The 19,435-nt window shown below is 63.3% G+C and carries 26 protein-coding genes; 13 read left to right on the plus strand and 13 right to left on the minus strand.

Annotation, left to right across the window (positions count from 1 at the left end):
• Positions 1 to 149: 149 nt before the first annotated feature.
• Entirely contained in the window at positions 150 to 356 is a 207-nt protein-coding gene (gene rpsU / locus B6V73_RS12635; RefSeq protein WP_011748553.1) for a 30S ribosomal protein S21, read from the minus strand.
• Positions 357 to 463: 107 nt separating this feature from the next.
• Here rpsU and B6V73_RS12640 point away from each other — a divergent pair, with 107 nt between their 5' ends.
• The 3 genes from B6V73_RS12640 (at position 464) to B6V73_RS12650 (ending at position 2,663) form a co-directional block, all read left to right on the plus strand.
• A complete protein-coding gene (locus B6V73_RS12640) occupies positions 464 to 1,132 on the plus strand; it encodes a COQ9 family protein (RefSeq protein WP_077701322.1) in 669 nt (222 codons plus the stop codon).
• A gap of 14 nt (positions 1,133 to 1,146) precedes the next feature.
• On the plus strand, positions 1,147 to 2,133 hold the full coding sequence (locus B6V73_RS12645) for an NAD(P)H-quinone oxidoreductase (RefSeq protein WP_088725533.1): 987 nt from the start codon (positions 1,147 to 1,149) through the stop codon (positions 2,131 to 2,133).
• Positions 2,134 to 2,198: 65 nt separating this feature from the next.
• Entirely contained in the window at positions 2,199 to 2,663 is a 465-nt protein-coding gene (locus B6V73_RS12650; protein ID WP_168174461.1) for an STAS/SEC14 domain-containing protein, read from the plus strand.
• A 4-nt stretch (positions 2,664 to 2,667) separates the two neighbouring features.
• Here B6V73_RS12650 and B6V73_RS12655 read toward each other — a convergent pair whose 3' ends face one another.
• On the minus strand, positions 2,668 to 3,318 hold the full coding sequence (locus tag B6V73_RS12655; RefSeq protein ID WP_088719499.1) for a ribonuclease T2: 651 nt from the start codon (positions 3,316 to 3,318) through the stop codon (positions 2,668 to 2,670).
• 132 nt (positions 3,319 to 3,450) lie between these two features.
• Between B6V73_RS12655 and B6V73_RS12660 the strand changes: the two genes are divergently transcribed.
• The gene (locus B6V73_RS12660; protein WP_075773894.1) at positions 3,451 to 4,227 is read left to right on the plus strand and encodes a cell cycle transcriptional regulator TrcR; all 777 of its coding nucleotides are present in this window, start codon (positions 3,451 to 3,453) and stop codon (positions 4,225 to 4,227) included.
• Between the two features lie 182 nt (positions 4,228 to 4,409).
• On the opposite strand, the gene B6V73_RS12665 is transcribed toward B6V73_RS12660, so the two are convergent.
• A complete protein-coding gene (locus B6V73_RS12665) occupies positions 4,410 to 5,471 on the minus strand; it encodes a hypothetical protein (protein ID WP_088725417.1) in 1,062 nt (353 codons plus the stop codon).
• Positions 5,472 to 5,692: 221 nt separating this feature from the next.
• Between B6V73_RS12665 and B6V73_RS12670 the strand changes: the two genes are divergently transcribed.
• The gene (locus B6V73_RS12670; RefSeq protein ID WP_088719501.1) at positions 5,693 to 6,442 is read left to right on the plus strand and encodes an SDR family oxidoreductase; all 750 of its coding nucleotides are present in this window, start codon (positions 5,693 to 5,695) and stop codon (positions 6,440 to 6,442) included.
• On the opposite strand, the gene B6V73_RS12675 is transcribed toward B6V73_RS12670, so the two are convergent.
• Complete coding sequence (locus B6V73_RS12675; protein WP_075773897.1) at positions 6,439 to 6,849, minus strand: metalloregulator ArsR/SmtB family transcription factor; 411 nt, start codon at positions 6,847 to 6,849, stop codon at positions 6,439 to 6,441. The two genes, B6V73_RS12670 and B6V73_RS12675, sit on opposite strands and share 4 nt — an antisense overlap.
• A 215-nt stretch (positions 6,850 to 7,064) precedes the next feature.
• Between B6V73_RS12675 and B6V73_RS12680 the strand changes: the two genes are divergently transcribed.
• The 5 genes from B6V73_RS12680 to B6V73_RS12700 all read left to right on the plus strand — a co-directional run bounded on the left by B6V73_RS12680 (position 7,065) and on the right by B6V73_RS12700 (position 9,702).
• Positions 7,065 to 7,421, plus strand: coding sequence for an AtpZ/AtpI family protein (locus B6V73_RS12680; protein WP_075773898.1), 357 nt, complete (start codon positions 7,065 to 7,067; stop codon positions 7,419 to 7,421).
• A gap of 7 nt (positions 7,422 to 7,428) precedes the next feature.
• Positions 7,429 to 8,184 carry a F0F1 ATP synthase subunit A gene (locus B6V73_RS12685; protein WP_233243003.1) on the plus strand — a complete coding sequence of 252 codons (756 nt, stop codon included), beginning with the start codon at positions 7,429 to 7,431 and terminating at the stop codon, positions 8,182 to 8,184.
• 64 nt (positions 8,185 to 8,248) lie between these two features.
• Entirely contained in the window at positions 8,249 to 8,485 is a 237-nt protein-coding gene (locus B6V73_RS12690) for a F0F1 ATP synthase subunit C (protein WP_038144344.1), read from the plus strand.
• Between the two features lie 91 nt (positions 8,486 to 8,576).
• Entirely contained in the window at positions 8,577 to 9,140 is a 564-nt protein-coding gene (locus tag B6V73_RS12695; protein ID WP_075773900.1) for a F0F1 ATP synthase subunit B', read from the plus strand.
• A 4-nt stretch (positions 9,141 to 9,144) separates the two neighbouring features.
• Positions 9,145 to 9,702 (plus strand): F0F1 ATP synthase subunit B, encoded by a 558-nt coding sequence (locus tag B6V73_RS12700; RefSeq protein ID WP_075773901.1) that lies wholly within the window; start codon positions 9,145 to 9,147, stop codon positions 9,700 to 9,702.
• Between the two features lie 58 nt (positions 9,703 to 9,760).
• Here the strand turns inward: B6V73_RS12700 and B6V73_RS12705 are convergent, their stop codons facing one another.
• The 3 genes from B6V73_RS12705 to B6V73_RS12715 all read right to left on the minus strand — a co-directional run bounded on the left by B6V73_RS12705 (position 9,761) and on the right by B6V73_RS12715 (position 12,297).
• Positions 9,761 to 10,522 (minus strand): FCD domain-containing protein, encoded by a 762-nt coding sequence (locus B6V73_RS12705; protein ID WP_075773902.1) that lies wholly within the window; start codon positions 10,520 to 10,522, stop codon positions 9,761 to 9,763.
• Between the two features lie 98 nt (positions 10,523 to 10,620).
• Positions 10,621 to 11,301, minus strand: a complete 681-nt coding sequence (locus B6V73_RS12710) for an OmpA family protein (RefSeq protein WP_075773903.1) — start codon at positions 11,299 to 11,301, stop codon at positions 10,621 to 10,623.
• A gap of 141 nt (positions 11,302 to 11,442) precedes the next feature.
• On the minus strand, positions 11,443 to 12,297 hold the full coding sequence (locus B6V73_RS12715; RefSeq protein ID WP_088725418.1) for a bifunctional helix-turn-helix domain-containing protein/methylated-DNA--[protein]-cysteine S-methyltransferase: 855 nt from the start codon (positions 12,295 to 12,297) through the stop codon (positions 11,443 to 11,445).
• Between the two features lie 116 nt (positions 12,298 to 12,413).
• On the opposite strand from B6V73_RS12715, the gene nth reads away from it, so the two are divergent.
• Positions 12,414 to 13,058: an endonuclease III gene (gene nth / locus B6V73_RS12720; RefSeq protein ID WP_075773905.1), complete on the plus strand. Its 645-nt coding sequence runs from the start codon at positions 12,414 to 12,416 to the stop codon at positions 13,056 to 13,058.
• Positions 13,055 to 14,041 carry an adenosine kinase gene (locus tag B6V73_RS12725; protein WP_088719504.1) on the plus strand — a complete coding sequence of 329 codons (987 nt, stop codon included), beginning with the start codon at positions 13,055 to 13,057 and terminating at the stop codon, positions 14,039 to 14,041. Before nth ends, B6V73_RS12725 begins: the two co-directional genes overlap by 4 nt.
• A 40-nt stretch (positions 14,042 to 14,081) precedes the next feature.
• On the opposite strand, the gene B6V73_RS12730 is transcribed toward B6V73_RS12725, so the two are convergent.
• Entirely contained in the window at positions 14,082 to 14,462 is a 381-nt protein-coding gene (locus B6V73_RS12730; RefSeq protein ID WP_075773907.1) for an HIT domain-containing protein, read from the minus strand.
• 11 nt (positions 14,463 to 14,473) lie between these two features.
• Positions 14,474 to 16,048 carry a DUF5928 domain-containing protein gene (locus B6V73_RS12735; protein ID WP_088725419.1) on the minus strand — a complete coding sequence of 525 codons (1,575 nt, stop codon included), beginning with the start codon at positions 16,046 to 16,048 and terminating at the stop codon, positions 14,474 to 14,476.
• 150 nt (positions 16,049 to 16,198) lie between these two features.
• Between B6V73_RS12735 and B6V73_RS12740 the strand changes: the two genes are divergently transcribed.
• Positions 16,199 to 17,017, plus strand: a complete 819-nt coding sequence (locus B6V73_RS12740) for a sulfotransferase family protein (RefSeq protein ID WP_088719506.1) — start codon at positions 16,199 to 16,201, stop codon at positions 17,015 to 17,017.
• On the opposite strand, the gene B6V73_RS12745 is transcribed toward B6V73_RS12740, so the two are convergent.
• The 4 genes from B6V73_RS12745 to B6V73_RS12760 are packed head-to-tail and all read right to left on the minus strand — an operon-like array spanning position 17,018 to position 19,434.
• Complete coding sequence (locus B6V73_RS12745) at positions 17,018 to 17,458, minus strand: molybdenum cofactor biosynthesis protein MoaE (protein WP_088725420.1); 441 nt, start codon at positions 17,456 to 17,458, stop codon at positions 17,018 to 17,020.
• 1 nt (position 17,459) lies between these two features.
• The gene (gene moaD / locus B6V73_RS12750) at positions 17,460 to 17,708 is read right to left on the minus strand and encodes a molybdopterin converting factor subunit 1 (RefSeq protein WP_075773911.1); all 249 of its coding nucleotides are present in this window, start codon (positions 17,706 to 17,708) and stop codon (positions 17,460 to 17,462) included.
• A complete protein-coding gene (pgsA, locus tag B6V73_RS12755; protein ID WP_075773912.1) occupies positions 17,701 to 18,330 on the minus strand; it encodes a CDP-diacylglycerol--glycerol-3-phosphate 3-phosphatidyltransferase in 630 nt (209 codons plus the stop codon). Before pgsA ends, moaD begins: the two co-directional genes overlap by 8 nt.
• Positions 18,331 to 18,375: 45 nt before the next feature.
• Entirely contained in the window at positions 18,376 to 19,434 is a 1,059-nt protein-coding gene (locus B6V73_RS12760) for a lysine-2,3-aminomutase-like protein (protein ID WP_088725421.1), read from the minus strand.
• Between the last annotated feature and the right edge of the window lies 1 nt (position 19,435).

Below are 19,435 nucleotides of genomic sequence, written 5' to 3' on the forward strand. Positions count from 1 at the left end.
TTAGGCAAGATCAAAGCGGCGGCGATTGCGCTTTCTTGTAGCGGTGTCCTCCAGAAACCAAAAACCCCCGCGGCCAAGCCTCGGGGGTCATCGGTGCGGGCAAGCCCGCCAGCATTTTCAGGCGCCTTTTCAGACGCGGAGCGGTGCGCTTAGAGCGCGCCTTCGCGCTGAGCCTTCTTACGTGCCAGTTTACGGGCACGGCGGACGGCTTCGGCTTTCTCGCGCGCTTTTTTGACCGAGGGTTTCTCGAAATGCTGCTTGAGCTTCATTTCGCGGAACACACCCTCGCGCTGAAGCTTTTTCTTCAGAGCACGGAGCGCCTGTTCGACGTTGTTGTCGCGAACGCTGACCTGCATGTGGTGTCACCACCTTCCTAAGTTAGAGTTGCAGTTGCTTGCAGGAGCGCTCCATATAGTCACCAAAAGGCGGTTTGTCTACCGTCAAAGCTGAGAGAGGAAACGCGATGAAAAACGACCATCTCGATATGGAACGCACGCGGTCCGAGCTGTTGGCGGCGATCAAGCCGCATGTCCCTTTCGATGGCTGGTCCGAGCCTGCCTTCAAGCTCGCAGTGTCCGATCTGGGGCTCGATCCGGGGTTGGCGCGGGTCGTGTGTCCGCGTGGTGCCGTCGATCTGGCGGTGGCCTATCACCGCGAGGGCGATGCCGAAATGCTCAGGCGTCTGGAAGAGGCGGATCTGTCGGGACTGAAGTTCCGCGACCGGATCGCGACTGCCGTGCGCTTCCGTCTGGAAGAGGCCGATCCGGAGCTGGTGCGCCGTGGCGCCGCGATCTTCGCGCTACCGCAGAACGCCACGACCGGCTCTAAGCTGATCTGGGAAACGTCGGACAAGATCTGGCGCGCGCTGGGTGATGTCAGCGAGGATTACAACTGGTACACGAAGCGGATGACGCTTTCGGGGGTCTACAGCTCAACGGTGCTCTACTGGATGGGCGACGAGAGCGAGGGCAAGGGCGACACCTGGGCCTTCCTCGACCGCCGGATCGAGGACGTGATGCAGTTCGAGAAGGTGAAGGGGGCCGCGATGAAGCTGCCCTTCCTGCCGAAACTGCTTGGCGGCATCCGTGCGCCCAAGGGCAATGCCGACATGCCGGGTCGGGAGGCGCAGTGATGGAGCCTGTCGAGATGCCGACCGAGATGCGCTGCGTTGAGATTTCCGAACATGGCAAGCCGGAGGTGCTGAAGGAAGTGTCCCGCGCCGTGCCGGTCGCGGGACATGGCGAGATCCTGATCGAGGTGGCCTATGCCGGAGTGAACCGCCCGGACGCGCTGCAGCGTGCGGGCGCCTACAATCCGCCGCCCGGCGCGTCGGATCTGCCGGGGCTGGAATGCTCGGGTCGGGTCGCAGCGATCGGCCCGGGCGTCACCGATTGGGAGATTGGCGACGAGGTCTGCGCGCTGCTGCCCGGTGGCGGATACGCGGAATACGCGACCTGCCCGGCGGAACATGCGTTACCCGTGCCCGCCGGGCTCGATCTGAAATCGGCGGCCTGCCTTCCCGAGACCTGCTTCACCGTCTGGTCGACCGTTGTGATGCGCGGCGGCTTGCAGGCGGGCGAGCGGTTCCTCGTGCATGGCGGCTCGTCGGGCATCGGCACCACCGCGATCCAGATCGCGACGGCGCTGGGTGCGCGGGTGTTCACCACCGCCGGGTCAGCGGAGAAATGCGCGGTCTGCGAAGAACTCGGCGCGACCGCGATCAACTACAAGACCGGCGATTTCGTCGACGTGCTGAAGGCCGAAGGCGGGGCGAACCTCGTGCTCGACATGGTGGGCGGCGACTATATCGCGCGCAACATCAAGGCGATGGCCGATGACGCGCGGCTGGTCTTCATCGCTTTCCTCGGCGGTCCGAAGGCTGAAATCAATTTTGCGCAGGTCATGGCGAAGCGGCTGACGCTTACCGGAGCGACGCTGCGCCCGCAATCGGTTGCGGCCAAGGCAGAGATCGCGCGGCAATTGAACGCCAATGTCTGGCCGATGATCAATTCGGGCAAACTGCGGGTGATCCACGACAGCAGCTTCCCGCTGGCCGAGGCCGCAAAAGCTCATACCCGGATGGAGACGAGCCAGCATATTGGCAAGATCGTGTTGGAAGTTGCGGGCGGCTGAACTTTCGTGAAGCGCGCGCCGGGTGTATGCTTGCGGCGCGCGCGAACCAACGAGGGGAGGCAGTCATGAGCGAAGGACGCTTTGAATTTCTGGATGGATTTCCGGCGGATGTGCTGGCTTTCGAAGCCAAAGGCACGATCGGTGCGGAAGCCTACGAAAAACACCTCATCCCGGCGGTGGAGAAGAAGATCGCCGCCGAGGGAAAGGTGAAGCTACTCTATATCATCGGGGAAGAATTCGACGGCTACACTGCGAAGGGAGCATGGGACGACACCAAGCTGGGCCTGTCGCATCTGGGCGATTTCGCCGCCGTGGCGCTGGTCAGCGATGTCGACTGGATCCGCTGGGGCATTCAGGCCTTCGCGCCGATGATCCCCGGCACGGTCAAGCTGTTTCATCTCAGCGAGCTCGAGCAGGCGAAAGCGTGGATCTGTTCCTCGGGCAAGCCGGAGGAAGATCACAGTCACGACGTCGCGGCGACACACAAGCTGCCGACGCTGGAAGATCGTCAGCCGCCGCTCGACGAATAGCGCCTCAGCGCACCTTTTCCATCAGCGCGTTCGACAGGCTGCAATCGCGGATCGTATCGGCCCCGCAGCGGCGCGGCTCCAGCTCCTTGGTCAGGCAGATGCGCGCTTCTTGGATGCGTCCGGATTTGCAGGTGATGGTGATCTCGTCGGCATCGAGGCCAGGATTGGCCTCGAGAAACGCCTGCTCGACCACTTTCGCGGGCAATCTTACGTCGCGGTCGAGGTTCGCCAGCACGCGCGGAATTTCGATGCTCTCGTAAGCCTTGCGCTCCAACGCGAAGTAATCCGTGGCGGACAGCCCCGAGCAGCGCCCGTGCTTCTTCCACTCGTACCACGCCAGCCCCGGCGCGCCGGTCAGGTCCTCTATCGCCGCGGTCTGCTGGCGCGACGGATCGCGCTGCGGCGTGCGGCAGAAGCTGGGCCAGCCGGTCTCGTATTGCGGCCAGAGCCCGTGCAGCACGAAGCCGCGATCCTCCGCCGGGTCACATTGCGGCGAGTTGCGCGCGTCGCCGGTCAGCGCGCACCACGTGGGCGACCAGCTGAGCGAGAGGAGGTAATAGTCGAAATCGCCCGCGCGCTCGCCCTCGGCGGAGACGCTGGATGTGAGGGTCGAAAGCGCAAGCAGGGCTGCGGTCAGAAGGCTCAAACGAGTCATTTTCTCTTTTCTCCTGACGCGCGATTGACTATATGAGGCGGCAATTCCCCTTCCAGAAATGGACCGCGGCAGGGAAATCTCGCGCCGCAGCCGATTTCTCGGCCCGGGAGAGATATGTAAAGGATGGCTGCAATGACGAACAAGCCCCTGATGGCAAAGGCCACCGCCGTGTGGCTGGTGGACAATACGACGCTCAGCTTCAAGCAGATCGCGGATTTCTGCGGCCTGCACGAGCTGGAAGTACAGGGCATCGCCGATGGTGACGTCGCCACCGGCGTGAAAGGCTTCGATCCGGTCGCCTCGAACCAGCTCGATCAGGAAGAGATCGACAAGGCCGAGAAAGACCCGCTGCACAAGCTGAAGCTGAAGTTCAACAAGGCGGCGCTGGGCGAGGACAAGCGTCGCGGCCCGCGGTACACCCCGCTGTCGAAGCGTCAGGACCGTCCGAACGCGATCCTGTGGCTGGTGAAATTCCATCCGGAACTGGCCGATGCGCAGATTGCGCGTCTCGTTGGCACCACCAAGCCCACGATCCAGTCGATCCGCGAGCGCACGCACTGGAACATCCAGAACATGACCCCGATCGATCCGGTCGCGCTGGGTCTTTGCCGCCAGTCGGAACTGGATATCGAAGTGCAGAAGGCCGCGAAGAAAGCCGCCGCCGAAGGCGTGATGAGCGATGACGAGCGCCGCAAGCTGGTCTCGACCGAGCAGTCGCTGGGCATGCCCGACGAACCGCGTCTGCCCTCGGGCATCGCCGGCCTGGAGAACTTCTCCTCCTCCGATCTCAAGCAGGAGACCGAGGAAGAGGAAGAGACCGCGGACAATGCCGACTATTCGGACGCGGACAGCTTCTTCAACCTGCCCGACGACAACGAGGACGAGGACGAAGACGACAACCACAAATAAGTTGTCGCCGTTGCGAAAGATCAGGGCCGCCCCATCGGGGGCGGCCTTTTCACATTGCGAGTGCGTCGTTTCGCGCCGCTGAGGATGGAAAAGGAATACGGGCGACGAATGAACCGTCGCCCGTCGCTGATATGGCGGAGTGAGCTGCTCGAGAGGCGGCCCTGTTCCGCTGCAGCCGCGACTTACTGCTTCAGCACCACCGGCTGGAACGAGAACACGGCGTCGGATTTCGGATCGACCGTCATCTCGACCCAGCTGTTGTCGCTGCTGCCGAAGACCTCGACGCGGGTGAAGTTCGCGGTGCTGCGGCCATCGGGCTGGATCATCGGCTTGTCGACCTTGAAGTAATGGGAGTCGCCATGGACCAACAGGACCTGACCTTCGAAGTTATTCGTCTCCTCGACGAGAGTCTTGTAGAAGTCGGTGAAGCCGTTCTTGTCGTCGAGGGTCGGAAGGAAATCCTCTTCGTAGCCGCCGTCGCTTAGCTCGAACGGGAAGAAGATGTCGGCCTGAATGTCGATCAGGATGCCCGCGTCGTTATTCTCGCGCGCCTTCGCGAAGGACTCCTTGAGCCATTCGACGTTCTTCGGATTGCGGGCTTCGTATTCCGCGGTTGCGGCATCGCAATCGGCCTGCGTGCGGTCGGATTTCTTGGTGCACTGCTTGTCGGTCACGACAAGGTTGTTGTTGCTGCCCGGCACGTTGAGGGCCACGAACATCACGTTGTCGCGCTCGAAACGGCTGTTCTCGCTGTAAGCTTCGCCTGGCGTGCCCTGACGTTCGACGTCGATCGGGTTCTGGCCTTGCGACTTCGCGGCAGCAAAGAAGGTCTTGCGCAGGTAGGACAGCCGCTCGACCGGGTCGTAGCTGCCGTTGTTGGTCCGGTGGCAGTCGACCCATTCATTGTCGCCGAGGGCGTAGAGTGTCGGCATGTCGAGGCGGTTGAAGATCGCCTGCACGTCCGCCCCGATCGCCTGATCGGTGCACTCGCTGCTGCCGCTTTTGGTGTCGCCGGCGAAGATCGTGAAGTCGAGATCGTGTGCGTTCATCGAGGCGACGGTCTGGTCGATCCAGTTCGCCTTTTCCTCCGGGTCCTTGCTGTAGAACTCGTCGCCCCAGAGCGCGACCTTCAGCACGCCCGCGTCGGAGGCGGATTGTGCATGGGCCGGAGCCAACAGGGCAGTGGAGAGAACGGCGGCAGCGAGAGCCGCGCAAAGCGTGATCGAACGGGAAGGACGTGGCATATATACCCCCAAGGTAGACTTGATATGACGAAGGCCCAGAGGGTGGCGCGGTGCATCGGGCGGCAGACCGTCGGCTCGGGGCGCTTCGGGCGTCATAATACGCCGGGCTGTGACAGCCCGCTGACGCAGGGGCGAAGGATTTGTGACGCGGGCCGCGCCGCCACCGGCTGGACAGTCGCGACCCCGGGCGCGATGCTCCCGTCGAGAAGAGGGAGGAACAGATGCCGGAATTCGCCACTTATCCGAGCCTGAAGGGCAAATCCGTGATCGTGACCGGGGGCGCCTCGGGGATCGGAGCGCTGATCGTGGAAGGCTTCGCCGCGCAGGGGGCGAAGGTCGGCTTTCTCGACCGCGATGCGGAGGGGAGTGCGGCGGTCGCGAAACGGCTGGGCGTCGAGTACGAGCTGTGCGACCTGCGCGACATCGCCGCGATGAAGGGGGCGCTGGGTCAGCTGCGCGAGAAGATCGGCCCCGCGGATGTGCTGGTGAACAATGCCGCGCGCGACGACCGCCACGACTGGCGCGAGATCGATGCGGAGTACTGGGACGAACGCCAGCACACCAACCTGCGCCACATGTTCTTCGCGATCCAGACGGTTGCGCCGGACATGATCTCGAAAGGGGCGGGGTCGATCATCAATATGGGCTCGAATTCGTGGTGGGAGGCCGGCAGCGGTTTCCCGGCCTACGCGACGGCGAAAGCGGCGGTGCACGGTTTGACCCGCACGATGGCACGCGAGTTGGGCGGGCATCGCATCCGGGTCAACACGGTCGTGCCGGGCTGGATCATGACGGATCGGCAGAAAACACTCTGGGCCACGCCCGAGGCGCTGGAGGATCATCGTCGCAATCAATGCCTGCCGGATCTGATCCAGCCGGAATATGTCGCGCGGATGGTGCTGTTCCTCGCGTCCGACGATGCGGCTATGTGCACCGCGAACAACTACATGGTCGAGGCGGGTTCGATTTAATCGGGTTGCGGCGCGTTGTTCGACGGCGCGTCGCTTCGCCCGGTCTCCAAGGGCTCGACAGGTTCGATCTCGACCTGCGCGAGTTCGGTTTCGAGGAATTTCTCGAACGCATCGAAGTCCAGCGGTTCGAACTGGCCGAAGCCCTGAATCCATGTCGTCGCGGCAGACATTGCGAGCGGCTCCAGCTTGCACCATTTCACCCGGCCGCGTTTCTCCTGCGAGATCAGCCCGGCATTGGTCAGGATCGCGAGGTGCTTGGAAACGGCGGCGAGCGACATCTCGAAGGGCTCTGCCACGTCGGTCACCGCCATGTCGTCTTCGAGCAGCATCGTCAGGATCGTCCGCCGGGTCGGGTCGGCGAGCGCGGCGAAGATCGCATCGAGAGAAGGGGCGGGCGGCGGTAGCATCGCTCCTTGATGGGGCGGTACGCGACAAACGTCAACCGATCGGTTGAATATGCCATTGCTCGCATTCCCGTGAGCTTGGCGCGGCGCGAATTTGATGCCGATTTTCAAAATCGTTACGGATCAATGGGTTGCGCGGTGCCTTCAAGGGGCTATCCGGAATTGACTCAGGCTGGGGGCGCGGCTATCACGGCTGGGACCTGAGTGGGGGCCGAACCATGCCTGATCACCGCTCCGACGAGCCCGATCCCGAGCGCCTCGCAGCGCTTGAGAAGAAGCTTGCGGCAGTGAGAAAGACGCAAGAACCGCCTCCGCAACGTGCCGATCATCATCTGTCCCAGGCGAACATGGCCTGGCGTATGGTGATCGAAATGGTTTCGGGGCTGGGGATCGGCTTCGGCATCGGATACGGGCTTGATGTGCTGCTTGGCACGATGCCTTGGATGATGGTGCTGTTCACGCTTCTCGGGCTCGCGGCCGGGGTGAAGGTGATGCTTCGCTCGGCCAAGGAAATGAACGAAGAGCGTGCGGCCGACATGGCCGATGAAGAGGAAGACGACCGTGGCAAATCTTGAACAGGAAATGCGCAGTGAACTGACCTTCCACCCGATGGATCAGTTCATCGTTAAGCCCCTCTTCGGCGAGGGTCCGGTTCACTGGTACACGCCGACCAATGCGACGCTGTGGATGGCGATTGCCGTTCTGGCGATCTTCTTCATGCTGGTCATCGGCACCCGTGGCCGCGCCGTGGTGCCCTCGCGCGCCCAGTCGATCGCGGAGCTGTCCTACGGCTTCATCCACAAGATGGTCGAGGACGTGGCGGGCAAGGACGCGCTGAAGTTCTTCCCCTATATCTTCACGGTCTTCCTGTTCATCGTATTCTCGAACTTCCTCGGCCTGCTGCCGCGCGGCTTCACCACGACTTCGCATATCGCGGTGACCGGTCTGCTGGCAGTCGCGGTGTTCGTTGCGGTGACCGTCATCGGTTTCGTCAAGAACGGCGCGGGCTTCCTGAGCCTGTTCTGGGTGGCTTCGGCCCCGCTGGCGCTGCGCCCGATCCTCGCGATCATCGAGGTGATCTCCTACTTCGTGCGTCCCGTCAGCCACTCCATTCGTCTTGCGGGCAACATGATGGCCGGCCACGCGGTTATGAAAGTGTTCGCCGCCTTCGCGCCGCTGATCCTGTTCTCCGGCGTCGGCCTCGCTGTGACCCCGCTGTCGATCCTCGCGATCACCGCGATGTACGGGCTCGAAGTTCTCGTGGCCTTCATCCAGGCCTATGTCTTCACGATCCTGACCTGCGTCTACCTGCGCGACGCGCTGCACCCGGCACACTGACCGGATCGCGGATCGAACCAGTTCACCAAGTTTCTGCCACTTCCAACCTCAAGGAGTTACGACAATGGAAGGCAATATCGTTCAAATGGGTGCTTACATCGGCGCTGGTCTGGCCTGCATGGGCATGGGCGGCTCGGCTATCGGTGTGGGCAACGTTGCCGGCAACTTCCTGTCGGGTGCCCTGCGCAACCCCTCGGCGGCCGCTGGCCAGACCGCGACCCTCTTCATCGGCATCGCCTTCGCAGAAGCGCTCGGGATCTTCTCGTTCCTCGTCGCTCTGCTGCTGATGTTCGCAGTCTGATCCAGCACGCTTTTCCTTGAGGGCGGGTGGGCTCATTCGGAGCCCATCCCGTGACCCGCAAGGGGATTTGTGATCAGGGTCGAGGGACGACATGGCAAGCGAAACGCAAAATACGGCGCACGCAGCCGCTGATGCGGCCCAAGGCGCGGCACATTCCGCGCAGCAGGGCGGCATGCCGCAGCTCGACTTCTCGAGCTACCCGAACCAGATCTTCTGGCTTCTGGTCGCTCTTGTCGCGATCTACTGGCTGCTGACGCGCATCGCACTGCCCCGGATCGAGGCAGTTCTCGCCGACCGTCAGGGCACGATCGCGGGTGACATCGCCGCGGCCGAGGACTTCAAGCGCAAGGCCGAAGAGGCCGAAGCCGCTTACGAGAAAGCTCTGGCCGAAGCACGCGCTCAGGCGCAGAAGATCGCAGGCGAAACCAAGGCCGAGATCCAGAAGGACCTCGACGCGGCCATCGCCAAGGCAGATGCCGAGATCGCGGCACGCTCCGCGGAATCGGAAGCGCGCATCGCGGAAATCCGGGACGGCGCACTTGCAGCGGTCGATCAGGTCGCCAAGGATACCGCCGGCGAGATCGTCGCGGCTCTGGGTGGCAACTCGGACGCAGCGGCTGTGAACGCAGCTGTCGAACAACGGCTGAAAGGGTAAGACGATGAAGAAACTCTCGCTTCTCCTTCCGCTCGTGGCGGCACAGCCCGCCTTCGCGGCAACTGGTCCGTTCTTCTCGCTGTGGAACACGAATTTCATCGTGACCATCGCCTTCATCATCTTCGTGGCCATCGTGCTCTACGCGAAGGTGCCGGCGACGCTGGGCAAGATGCTCGACAAGCGTGCGGCGAACATCCGTTCGGATCTCGACGAAGCTCGCAAGCTGCGTGACGAGGCACAGGCGGTTCTGGCCAGCTACGAGCGCAAGGCGCGCGAAGTGCAGGGGCAGGCCGACCAGATCGTTGCCGCCGCCAAGCGCGACGCCGAAGCCGCCGCAGAGAAGGCCAAGGAAGATCTGAAGGTCTCGATCGAGCGCCGCCTGAAGGCCGCTGACGAGCAGATCGCCTCGGCCGAGGCGCAGGCTCTGAAAGAGGTCAAGGACCGCGCCGTGTCGGTCGCCGTGGCCGCCGCTGGCGATGTGCTCGCCAAGCAGCTGAGCGCGTCGGACCGCGCCGCGATGATCGACAGCTCGCTTTCGGAAGTCGAACAGCGCCTGAACTGATCTTCCCTTACGGGTGACATTGAAAACCCCGGTCCGATGGGCCGGGGTTTTTCTTTATTCAGCGGTTATGTTCGAGACGTAATCGCGCGGTGGCCTCGTTGCGCTCGGCCCGGCGCATCGCCGCCATCTCGACCTCGACGAATTCCATATGGGCCGCGATGGCCTTGCGCGCGGAGTTGGCGTCGCGGCGCTGGATCGCATCGTTGATCGCGCGGTGCTGGTCGAGCAGCTTGCTGCGCGTGCCGCGGTTCTTGAACATCATGGAGCGGTTGTAGAACACGCCTTCGGCCAGAAGATCGAACATCGCGCGCATCATATGGATCATGATGACGTTATGGCTCGCCTCGATGATCGCCATGTGGAACTGCGCATCGAGCTGCGCTTCCTGCGTCGGATTGCGCTTTGAATGGGCCGCTTCCATCTGAGAGAACAGGGTCTGGATCACTTCGAGATCGGTGTCCGAACCGCATTGCGCGGCGCGCTCGGCGGCCAGTCCCTCCATGTCGCGGCGGAACGAGATGTAATCGAACAGCGCCTGGTCGTTGCGGGCAAAGAGCCGGATCAGGGCGGGCGAAAAGGCGGAATCGAGCACTTCGGCGACATAGATGCCCGCCCCGGCGCGGGTCGTCAGAAGGCCGGATTCCTGCAGCTCCGCGACCGCTTCGCGCAGACTTGGGCGCGACACGCCGAGACGCTCGGAGAGCTCTCGCTCCGAGGGGAGGCGCTCTCCTGGGCGCAGGATGCCCTGCAGGATGAGCTGCTCGATCTGGCGCACGACGGCATTCGCGAGCTTCTCGGATTCAATCTTCTGAAACGGCATTTCCCCCTCCATGTGGTCAAGATGTATGACCAGATCAGGGGGTAGGCAATGAAAAAAGGCCGGGATTTCCCGGCCCTTTTCCCGCTCTGATGAGCGATTTAGTTGTTCGGACGAATGATGAATTCGACCCGGCGGTTGGCCTGACGGCCTTCCGGCGTGAGGTTGCTCGCGATGGGCTGATCCTCGCCACGACCGGTCGGGATGACGCGGTAGCTCGGGACGCCGCCATTGATGAGGACATTGGCCACCGACTGCGCGCGCTGACGCGAAAGGCGCATGTTGTAGGCCGCATCGCCGGTGTTGTCGGTGTGGCCGACGACCTCGACGGTGGTATCCGGATAGCGGTTGAGGCTGCCGGCGAGCGTGTACAGATCGCGCTGCAGATCGGGGCGCACGGCTGCGCTGTCGGTCGCGAAGAGCACGTCTTGCGGCATCGTCACGATCAGCTGGTTGCCCTGACGCACGACGCTGACGCCGTTGGTGGTCAGGTCGCGACGCAGTTCCTGTGCCTGACGGTCAAGCTGCGAACCGATCGCGCCGCCGATCACGCCGCCGACGATTGCGCCGGCTGCGGCTTTGGTCAGCTTCTCGTCGCCTTTGCTTTTCGCGCCGAGGGCGCCGCCGATCAGCGCACCGGTGATCGCACCGGCATTGCGATTTGCGTTCGGGCTCTGGTCGGGGTTGTTCGCCCCAGTATAGCCGCCCGGCACACAAGCGGTGAGCGCCATCGCTGCGGCGGCACTCAGAAGAATGGTTTTGGTCTTGAGAACGGTGGTCATGTTCTGTCTCTGCCTTCTCTGGTCGCCCCATGTTTCGAGGCTTGACGGAAGATACGCGTAAAAAACGCGCAGGTTCCATGCCCTTTTCGCGAAGCGCGGAATTCCGCGCATCATCTGCCGGTAGAAGCGGCGGAGCGACGCTCAATCTGCCTCTGCACGGGCGCCTTCCCAGCCCAGAATCGCGCGTTTGACGCCCAAACCCCAGTGATAGCCGCCCAATCCGCCCGATTTGCGTAAGGCGCGGTGGCAGGGAATCAGGAAGGAAATCGGGTTGCGGCCTACGGCGGTGCCGACGGCGCGGACCGCTTTCGGGTGGCCGATCGCCTCGGCGATGTCGGAATAGGTCGTGACCTGTCCCGAGGGGATCGAGAGCAGCGCCTCCCACACCTTGATCTGGAAGGGCGCGCCGATCAGCGTCAGCTTCGCCTCGCCATGGCGGGAGAAGGCGGCGTCGACCCAAGCGCGCAGCGGCTCGGGGTCTTCGGTGAAGCGGGCCTCGGGCCAGCGGCGGGCGAGATCGTCAAATGTCTCCTGCTCGCCCATCTCGGCGGTGAAGCCCATGCCGCAAAGCCCCTGATCCGTGCCCATCGCGATCACCGGGCCGAAGGGGCTGTCGAACCGTCCCCAGCGGATCGCGACGCCTTCGCCGCCACGCGCGAAGGCGCCGGGCGTCATCGCCTCCCAGCGCAGAACCAGATCGTGCAGCCGGCCCGTGCCGGACAGTCCCGCACGGCCGGCCACCTCGTCGAGCGGCAGGCGCTGGCTCAGCAATTCGCGCACGAAGTCGAGCGTCAGATATTGCTGGTAGCGTTTCGGCGACACCCCGACCCAGGCAGAGAACAGCCGCTGGAAATGCGCGGGGCTCATCGAGAGCCGTGCGGAGATCGCCTCGAGCGTCAGCAACTCGCCCGCCGCCTGCGCTGCGTCGATCTCGTCCAGCGCGCGGGCGATGACCTGATAGTGGTAGCTGTCGGCGATGTCGCTGTGGTCGTTCATCACGCACCTCTTGGGCTTTCCCCGATCCTAGGACGCGGGCGGCAGGCGCGCGACCCGAAAGCTGCGGTTTCGCGGGTGGCCTTGCCCTTCGCGCGCGTGGCGGGCATTAGGAAAGCATGGCCAAGCAATTCGATTATGCCACGATGAAAGAGGTCTTCGCGCGGTTCGAAGCCTCCGAGCCCCATCCCAAGGGGGAGCTCGAGCACGTCAACGCCTATACGCTGGTGGTGGCCGTGGCGCTGTCGGCGCAGGCGACCGATGCGGGCGTGAACAAGGCGACGCGAAAGCTATTCGCGGTGGCCGACACGCCCGAGAAGATGCTGGAGCTGGGCCTTGAGGGCGTGACCGAGCATATCAAGACGATCGGTCTCTTTCGGCAGAAGGCGAAGAACGTCATCAAGCTGAGCCAGATCCTCGTCGATCAGTATAACGGCGAGGTGCCATCCTCGCGTGCCGCGCTGCAATCGCTGCCGGGCGTGGGGCGAAAGACCGCGAATGTCGTGCTGAACATGTGGTTCGGCCATCCCGCGCAGGCGGTCGATACGCATATCTTCCGGGTCGGCAATCGCAGCGGCATCTGCCCGGGCAAGGATGTCGACGCGGTCGAGCGCGCCATCGAAGACAACGTGCCCGTCGAATACCAGCGCCACGCCCATCACTGGCTGATCCTGCACGGTCGCTATATCTGCGTGGCGCGCAAACCCAAATGTCAGGCCTGTCCGATCAAGGATCTGTGCCAGTTTGAGGAGAAAAACCTTTGAAACAGTATCAGGTCGTCGGCATCGGCAATGCCGTCGTGGACGTGATCGCGCAATGCGACGACAGCTTTCTCGAGCATATGGGCATCGAGAAAGGCATCATGCAGCTGATCGAGCGCGAGCGCGGCGAAACGCTGTACGGCGCGATGAAAGAACGCACGCAGGCGCCGGGCGGCTCGGTCGGCAACACGATCGCGGGGCTGGGCAATCTGGGCCTGACCACCGCCTTTATCGGCCGGGTGCGCGACGACACGCTGGGGCGCTTCTATGAGGCGGCTCTGCATGGCGAGGGCACGGATTTCCCGAACCCGCCGGTGAAGGATGGCGAGCTGCCGACCTCGCGCTCGATGATCTTCGTGACGCCGGACGGTGAGCGTTCGATGAACACCTATCTGGGGATTTCGGCTGAGGTCTCGACCGAGGATGTAAGCCTCGAGGTGGTCGAGAACACGCAGATCCTGTTCCTCGAAGGTTATCTCTTCGACAAGGATCACGGGAAGGCCGCATTCCTGAAGGCGGCGCAGGGCTGTCACCGGGGCGGCGGCAAGGCGGGGATCGCGCTTTCGGACCCGTTCTGCGTCGATCGTCACCGCGCCGATTTCCGTCGTTTGGTGCGCGACCAGATGGATTACGTGATCGGCAACCAGCACGAATGGGAATCGCTCTACCAGACCGATCTGGATGCGGCGCTGAAACAGGCCGCTGAGGAATGTGAGATGGTGGTCTGCACCCGCTCGGGCGACGACGTGATCCTGATCCGTGGCGAGGAGCGTGCGACGGTTCCGGTCAAGCGCGTGGTGCCGGTCGATGCGACGGGCGCGGGGGATCAGTTCGCGGCGGGCTTCCTCTATGGCTACGCGACGGGGCAGAACCTCGAGACCGCGGGCAAGATGGGCTGCGCCGCGGCGGCCGAGGTGATCGGCCATTATGGCGCGCGCCCGGAAGTGGATGTGAAGGCGCTGTTCGCAGAGCGCGGGCTCATCTGAGCCTGTCCGGCGCGCCCGGGATCAGGGCGCGCCGCCAGCCTTAACGCATCAGCAGCATCGGCCCGAGCGGGCGACCTGCGAGGATATGCAGGTGGTAATGCGGCACTTCCTGCACGCCGTTCTCGCCCGCATTGGTAATGCCGCGATAGCCTTCGCCGCCTTCGCCCGGGCTCGCCCCGGTCATCTTGCAGACCTCGGCCACGGTGCGGTGGAAATCGACGATCTCTGCATCGCTGGCTTCAGCGCAGAAATGATCGAGCGCGACATAGGCGCCTTTCGGGATCACCAGCACATGCTCGGGCGCTTTCGGGGCGATGTCGCGGAAGGCGAGCGTATGCTCGGTCTCCAGAACGGTGTCGTTCGGGATCTCGCCGCGCAGGATTTTGGCGAAGATGTTCTGATCGTCATAGGTATAGGCCATGGCCTCTCTCCTCAGTCGCGGAAGATGTAGTCGAGTTCGGCCAATTCCTGCGCCATATCGGAGGGGATGTCGAGCGCATGGGCCAGCGCGCGTGCGTTGTCCTCGATCTCGCCGCCCTCGCGCATGAGCGCGTAATTCTCGAACTCGGCATCGCGGAGCCGTTCGGATTCATGATGCAGGTCGGCGCGGATCGTCGGCAGCATCTGATCGAGCACCTGCGGCGGCGTATGATGCCCAGCGAGGCCCACGCGTTGCGCGTGCCCCTTGAGATAGTCGTCGGAGAACTGGCACTCGATCTCGAGGATGCGGGTCTGGCATTTGTCGCGGGTGAAATCCTCGATCACGTCAAGCTCGGCCGGATCGACGCAGATCACCATGCGGTCGGCGTTCTCGTGGTCGAACACCATCCGCATCAGGGCGCGGCGGTGACGGTTGCGCTTTTCGGGGCTGGTCTCGATGCCGCCGAGATCGGGCAGGGGGGCCATCTCGTTGAAAACGTAATCGAGCGCGGGGATCGAGGAGCGTTTGCGGAACTCCGCCACCAGCCGCTTCGCGACATGCCATTTCTTGCACAGGATCAGGGTCAGCGTGCGTTCGCGCCCCAAGGTCGCCTCCGCCTCCCAGAAGCGCGGTGCGAAGCGACGGCCGACGCGACCGCGCCCGGTCAGGAAGCGATGCAGCGCGCGGCCTTCGTTCGAGACGGCGAATTCGACGCCCTCGCGTGTCCACAGCTCGCCCAGACGCTGCTTCAGCTCCTTCGCCTCGGGGCTGATCTTGCGCGCGAAAAGGTAATCCTGCGCGAGCAGCAGGTCGTAATGGTCGTTGTAGAAATTCGCCGGCATCCCGTAATCGGTGAACATCAGGAAGGTCAGCGTCCGGGCACGGATCTCGGTCTCGGGGATCAGGTGGTGGACGATGGTCTGAAAGAAGGTTTCGTCCGGAATCCATGTCGTGCGGAAGAACCGCATCACATCGGGCCGCGCCTTGATGAAATCGAGCACCTGCTCCATCGTGCGCCGCCGCAGGCACCACCATTGCGAGCCGATCATCATCTGCAGATCGCGCGGCACCTCGCGCGATAGCTTCAGCCGTTTCTGCAGGTTATAGGCAAGGTAGAACCGCTTGGGCTGATTGCGCTCGTTGAACCAGTGGCGATAGACCAGCCGGTCCTCCTTCATCCCGGTCTTGATCCAGCCAGACGAAAAGAAGTCGAAGCTTTCGATGTAATCGACCTCTTCAGCGTCGAGAAAGTCATGCGCGTATTCGGCCGATTTGATCTGCATGCAATCGCCCGAGAGCATGTAGAAATGCGTGGCGCGCGGGAAATCGGCGACGGCGGCTTTTACCGCCTCCAGGGTCGCGGCGACGAGGCTCCATTCGCCCCAGCCGCATTTGACGCGCTTTTTCGCGAAGGTGACATTGGGATTGGCATCGAGCGCGCTGCGCAGCTTGCGGTAATGCTCTGGTTTGGCGCGGGCATCGAAATGGATCGCCACATAATCGCCGGTCTGCGTCAGTCGTTCCGCCTGAGCGATGATCCCGTCCGGGTCCTTATGGGTCAGAAGAATAAAGGCGATTCGGGCCATACGGGAAACGATGCGCTGTCACTTGCTGGTATTATCCGACTTGTTAGCCGGAATGAGCGTTGAAAAGACAGGGTTTCTTTGCTCTTTACTCAATATTTATTATGTCTGCGTCACCCATTCACGGGTGCGCGACCTTCTGGAGGGCTTTGAATGGGATTTCCCGGAACCTGGATGACCGAGAGCGAAAGCATGGTGTATCGCGTCGTGCCGAAATGCGCCTGCTCCTCCATCGGGCAGATCATGTTCTATTCCGACCACGGGAAATTCTTCGACGGCGACATCCACGATTCCAAGACCGGGCTGCATAAGTGGTCGCAGGAGGAAAGCCAGACGCCGATCACCGAGAACGTGGTGGCGCACAAAAGCTACGCCTTCACCTGCGTTCGCAACCCGTATCAGCGCATCCTGTCGAGCTTCTTCGACAAGATCGCGGGCATCCAGCGCAACGGCAAACGCTATCGCGGAAATCTGGTGCCACAGCTGGTGCAGAAATACGGGATCGAGGTCGGCTCGCCGGAAGATAATTTCGATTTCGACCAGATCGCCTCGTTCCGCCGCTTCTTGCTGTTCGCGCGCGACACGATCCGCTGGCGCCGCCCGATGGAGCCGGACATTCACTGGTCGGCCATGTCGGGCCATATCTCGACCTTCATCGTCAACGGCGGGCGCTACGACAACATCTTCTTCACCGAGAAATTCAACGAGGGGATGCAGTCGGTGCTCGACGCGGTCGAGACGCCGGTGAAGGTCGATCTGGCCGACGTGCCGCGGTTCAACGAATCCGAAGGGCACGGGCCGAAGCGTGCGCATAAGGTCAGCGATTATTTTGACGACCTGTCGCGCCACCTGATCTGGGAAATCTACAAGAAGGATTTCCAGCTATTTCAATACGATTTCGACGATCCGGATAACAAGATGCCGGTGGGCGAGGTCGATCTGGACGAGGTGCACGCAAAGCTGGGCGACTGATCACCAGCGTTTCAGCGCGTCCTCATCCTCATCCTTCGCGGCGACCCAGGAGGTGCCTTCGGGCCCGTGTTCCTTCTTCCAGAAGGGCGCGCGGGATTTCAGGTAATCCATCAGGAATTCGGCCGCCTCGAAGGCAGCGACGCGGTGGCGTGCGGCGGTGGCGACCATCATGATCTGCTCGCCCACGACGAGACGTCCATGGCGGTGGATCACGGTCACGTCCGACAGGGACCAACGCTCGACCGCCTGATCCACGATACCCGCGATCGCGCGCTCGGTCATGCCGGGGTAATGCTCCAGCTCCAAAGCTTCCATCGCGCCGGTGTCGTCGCGCACGATGCCGGTGAAGCTTACGACGGCGCCCACATCCGCGCGGCCCGTGCCGAAATCGGCAAGCTCTGCGCCCAGATCGAAGGGCTCGGCCTGAACGGAGACTTTCATCTCAGCCTCCCGTCATCGGCGGGAAGAAGGCCACCTCGCGCACACCTTCGAGCGGCGCATCGAACTCTGCAAGATCCTGATCGAGCGCGACCCGCAGCGCCGAGATGTCGGCAAAGGCCGCCTCGTAGCGCGGCTCGCGCGCTTTCAGTTCCTCGACCAGATCGGCCACTGTTTTTGCCTCGGTCTCGACCTTTTCCCTCGGCAGGCCGATCCGCTCGCGGACCCATGCGAAATAGAGAACGTCAATCATGGCTCGGCTCCTTCAGATAGGGCAGGGCCTTGCGGAAATAGTCCCAGCCGGTGATCGCGGTCAGCACGGCGGCGATCCAGATCAGCGCAAGCCCCACATGGGTCGCGACATCGGCGGGGGTGGCGCCCATGCGGATATCACCTTCCCCCGCGCGCGGGGCCTGACCCTGTTCGAGATAGGCGAGCCCGGTACCGAGGAACAGCACGGCGATCGCCACCATCTGCGCGGTCGTTTTCCACTTCGCGAGCTTGGTCACCCGCAGCCGCCCGGCATCCGCGCCGAGGAATTCGCGCAGCCCCGAGACGAAGACCTCGCGGAACAGGATCACGGTGGCGGGTAGGATCAGCCAGGGGTTCATGCCCGAGTAGCCGGTCAGCACCACAAGCGCGATCACCACCATCGCCTTGTCTGCGATCGGGTCGAGCATCGCGCCGAAGCGGCTCTCCTGTTTCCACGCCCGGGCAAGGTAGCCATCGAACCAGTCGGTGATTGCTGCGCCGATGAACAGCGCGAGCGCCAGCCAGTCGGCCCAGGGCCGCGAGAAATAGAGGAACATGACCGCCACGCCCGGGGCAGCCAAGAGCCTGAGCACGGTCAGGATATTGGGAAGGGTCCATTTCATGGGAGGCAACCTAGCTGCGTGCTTGGCAAAGCGGAAGAGGGCGCGTTAACGGGTCGCGGGATCGCGATATGCATGCACCGTGCCGCGTCGGTCGGTCACATGCCAGTCTCCGGGACTGTCCCCCGGCGTGAAATGGTCGGACGTGATCGGCACTTTGCCATGCCCACCGGGGATGTCGAGCACATAGGTCGGCAGCATGGTGCCCGAGCAGCGGCGGCGCAGCTCGGCCATCAGCGCGCGGCCTTCCGCGATGGTGGTGCGGAAATGCGAGGTACCGCGCGCGAGGTCGCAATGGTGCAGGTAATAGGGTTTGACGCGCAGCTTGGTCAGGGCGCGGAACAGGCCCTCCAACGCGTCGGCACTGTCGTTGATGCCCCGCAGCAGTACGGTTTGCGAGAGCATCGGTATGCCGCGATCGACAAGTCGCGCGATGGCGTCGCGAGCGACAGGCGTAAGTTCCTGCGCGTGGTTGGTGTGCAGCACGATCCACGCAGTAGGCGCCTTGCGCAACAGAGCGCAAAGCTGATCGGTGATGCGCTCTGGCGCGACGACCGGAACGCGGGTGTGGAGCCGGACCTGGTCGAGATGGGGGATGCCGGAAAGACGCTCCAGCACCGCGCCGAGCCTGCGCGTCGACAGCGTCAGCGGATCGCCCCCGGTCAGGATCACCTCGCGAATGGCCGGGGTCGCGGCGATATAGTCGAGCGCCTGCGTCAATTGGTCTTCCGGCAGCGGCCCGTTCTCCCCCACCGTCTCGCGGCGGAAGCAGAAGCGGCAATAAACATCGCAGGTCTTGGTGATGTGCAGGATCACCCGGTCCGGATAGCGATGCGTCAGCCCGGGCGCTGGGGAATGGGCATCGTCGCCGATGGGGTCTTCCATTTCTTCGGGGCGGGTCACCAACTCCGCCGCGGAGGGCACGAATTGCGCGGCCACCGGATCGGTCGGATCGGCGATGGCCCCACGCATCTCGGGTGTCACGCGGATGCGGAATTCCTTGGCGACGCGCTCCAGATCGACGCGCGCCCCCGAGGCGGTCAGACCGTCGCGTTCGAGATCGGCCACGCGGGTCAGCGCGCGGGGGTGGCGGCTGTGATCGGTCATC

This window comes from Thioclava sp. JM3, assembly GCF_002213185.1.
In the GTDB taxonomy this organism is placed as follows: domain Bacteria; phylum Pseudomonadota; class Alphaproteobacteria; order Rhodobacterales; family Rhodobacteraceae; genus Thioclava; species Thioclava nitratireducens.